3 protein-coding genes are annotated in these 2,891 nt (G+C 64.9%); 2 read left to right on the top strand and 1 reads right to left on the bottom strand.

Annotated features, from left to right (window positions below):
• The coding region (locus tag EN969_RS36250; protein ID WP_245467491.1) for a hypothetical protein at positions 1-206 on the bottom strand (206 nt) is incomplete at its 3' end.
• On the opposite strand from EN969_RS36250, the gene EN969_RS24935 reads away from it, so the two are divergent.
• Both EN969_RS24935 and EN969_RS24930 read left to right on the top strand, forming a co-directional pair.
• Positions 205-1,650, top strand: a complete 1,446-nt coding sequence (locus EN969_RS24935; RefSeq protein ID WP_245458407.1) for a DUF2778 domain-containing protein — start codon at positions 205-207, stop codon at positions 1,648-1,650. The two genes, EN969_RS36250 and EN969_RS24935, sit on opposite strands and share 2 nt — an antisense overlap.
• Before the next feature lie 124 nt (positions 1,651-1,774).
• A partial coding sequence (locus EN969_RS24930; protein ID WP_127419479.1) for a DEAD/DEAH box helicase family protein occupies positions 1,775-2,891 on the top strand: 1,117 nt, incomplete at its 3' end.

Genomic DNA, 2,891 nt, shown 5'->3' with positions numbered 1-2,891 from the left:
CTCAAGGCCACGTACGGGGAAACCGATTGAAGCGAGATTGGTTGCATGGCGTTGTTGAGTACACACAAAAAAAACCGGGGACAGCGTGAGGGCGGCGAGTTCGTCGATGCTCCACGTTCCCCTTCCTTCAACGCTGGCCGGGTGGCCCGCTGGGTCGCGCTGCCTTGCGTCAGCACCGCCATCGGCCTTTGGTTGATCGGCACCATGGCTGGCCTCAGTTCCGTCGGCGCCTCTCTATCGGCAACTTCGGTTGGCCTGCCCCAGACACTGTCGACACCGGGATCGCTCGCACTTGCCGATCCGCTGAAACAGCACTTTTTGAAAGCACCCTTCGTGCTGGCCAACGCCAATGGCGGCACTCAGGCCCTGCATGATCATTCGGTGCAGTGCGGCGCCAGCTGTTTCAAGCTGGCCAGGGTAAGCGCGCGGGCGGAAAAATCCGAACGCCTTGTAGCGCAGGCAAAGCCGATGCCCGCCGCCGTGAAGTCGAAGGCGCAGGAGCGCTTCGAACGCATGGAAGCGTCGCTTTCGCCGATGAAGCTGGCCGCTGCCTTTGCCGACGCCGGAAAGCCTGCCGCCAGTGCCAACACCCGCCCGGTGATCTCCACCGTCGCACCGCGAATTGCCGAGGCGTCGTTGGTGCCCTCCGTCCAGGTCACAGCCAGCCTGTCCGATAACATGCCAGTTCCGGCGGCCGAACGTTTCGCCCGGCTGGATACCGACTCGGTGGTCGTGCAGACCGCACCGCCGCCGATGGGTTTTGCCCAATCCGGTACGCCAGACAATTCGCAGTTGGCGCTTGCTCTGGTGCAGTCCCTGCCGGCCGACGACGAGGCGTTCGCCTCACCGCTGCCGATCGAGGAATCGTCAGCCGATGTCGTGGTTTCACCCGTCGAAACCCAGCAGGATCAACCCGGCGATGCCGCCGCGCTGCCGGACGCTCTGACCGACGACGTGCCGTTGCCGACCCGGCGTCCGCAATTCGACGCGCCGCAGCCCAAAGTGGTCCAGCAGGAGCCTAAGTCCGTCCAGCAGCCGAAATCCGTTCAGCAGCCGAAGCCGGCACGCGAGACGGTCCAGCAGGCCCAGCCGGCAAAACCGACGCGGCAAGGCCGGCCGGCCGATGGCGGCGATGTGCTGGCCTATGCCAAGCCCGACACCCCGTCGGGCGGCCTTGGCAAGGCGTTCAGGAACCTCTTCAACTCGCCAGCCGCCAGGAGCGGAGCCGGCAATGGCGTCGCCGTGTACGACATCAGCAGCGCGACCGTCTACATGCCTGACGGCTCGAGGCTCGAGGCGCATTCAGGCATCGGCGCCATGGCGGACCAGCCGCGTTATGCCGACCAGAAGAATCGCGGACCGACGCCGCCCAACACCTACAATCTGTCGATGCGCGAGTCGCGCTTCCACGGAGTGGAGGCCTTGCGCCTGACACCGGTCGATGGCCGCAACAAATACAATCGCAACGGCCTGCTGGCCCATACCTACCTGCTCCGGGGCCGCTACGCCCAGTCGAGCGGCTGCGTCGCCTTCAAGGACTATGCGCGCTTCCTCGCCGCTTTCAAGAAGGGCAAAATCAAACGCCTCGTCGTGGTGCCGCGCCTGAACGGGTCGGCGACGCAGGTCGCATCAGCCGCCAGGGGCGTGTAACGACAAGAGCTTTCGGGCGCCTTCCCGCTGCTCCTGACAGCCTGCTGTCAGGAGCAGCGCTGTCCGGCACGCCTCTCCCCACCGCGCTCTTTCCATTTTGGCCAGGAAATCCCATATTCGGGACATGGCCAAATCTCCCGATCAGAAAACGCCGCCGACGGCGAATGACGACCGCGCCGCGCCGAAGCGGCGCAGCCCGCTGACCGATTTCCTCGACGCCTCCGAGCCGCTGCACAAAGGCGGCTTCGCCGAGATGCCGCAGCCGGAGCTCTCTGGCACGCCGCTGACCGGTTCGATCGCGGATTGGGCCGAGCAGATCGAGCAGGAAGCCGAAAACGAAGGACGTCTTGTCGCCAAGGGTGACGGCGGCAAATCGCCGAAGCCGTCGAAGAAGATACCCGAGCGCTCAAGCTCGCCGGGGCGCAGTTCGCGCGGCACCTCGATGGGTGGCGCGGCGTCAGCCAGGGAGCGCACGGCAGCCGGCCTCAATCCGGTCGCCGGCCTCGACATCTCGCTGGAGGACGCCGAGACCATGGCCTCGGGCAGCGTCACCGCGACGGTGGCGGCACTGTCGGCGCTGATCGAATCCGGCAATCCGCTGCACAAGGACGGCGTGCTGTGGACGCCGCACCGCCCTGCCCGCCCCGAAAAATCCGAAGGCGGCATCGCCATCAAGATGGTGTCGGAGTTCGAGCCGGCCGGCGACCAGCCGACCGCGATCAAGGATCTGGTCGAAGGCGTCGATAACCACGACCGCACCCAGGTGCTGCTCGGCGTCACCGGCTCAGGAAAAACCTTCACCATGGCCAAGGTGATCGAGGAGACGCAGCGCCCTGCCTTGATCCTGGCGCCGAACAAGACGCTTGCCGCGCAGCTCTATTCCGAGTTCAAGAAATTCTTCCCGGAAAACGCCGTTGAGTATTTCGTCTCCTACTACGATTATTACCAGCCGGAAGCCTACGTCCCGCGCACCGACACTTTCATCGAGAAGGAATCCTCGATCAACGAGCAGATCGACCGCATGCGCCACTCGGCGACGCGTTCGCTGCTTGAGCGCGACGACGTCATCATCGTCGCCTCGGTGTCCTGCATCTACGGTATCGGCTCGGTCGAAACCTATACGGCGATGACCTTCCAGATGCAGATCGGCGACCGGCTCGACCAGCGCGCGCTGCTCGCCGATCTCGTCGCCCAGCAGTACAAGCGGCAGGACATCAACTTTGTCCGCGGCTCGTTCCGCG

It is taken from the genome of Mesorhizobium sp. M7A.F.Ca.CA.003.01.2.1 (genome assembly GCF_003998945.1).
In the GTDB taxonomy this organism is placed as follows: domain Bacteria; phylum Pseudomonadota; class Alphaproteobacteria; order Rhizobiales; family Rhizobiaceae; genus Mesorhizobium; species Mesorhizobium ciceri.
The sequence above is the reverse complement of the archived record's forward strand: the minus strand, read 5'-3'. Positions and strand labels throughout refer to the sequence as shown.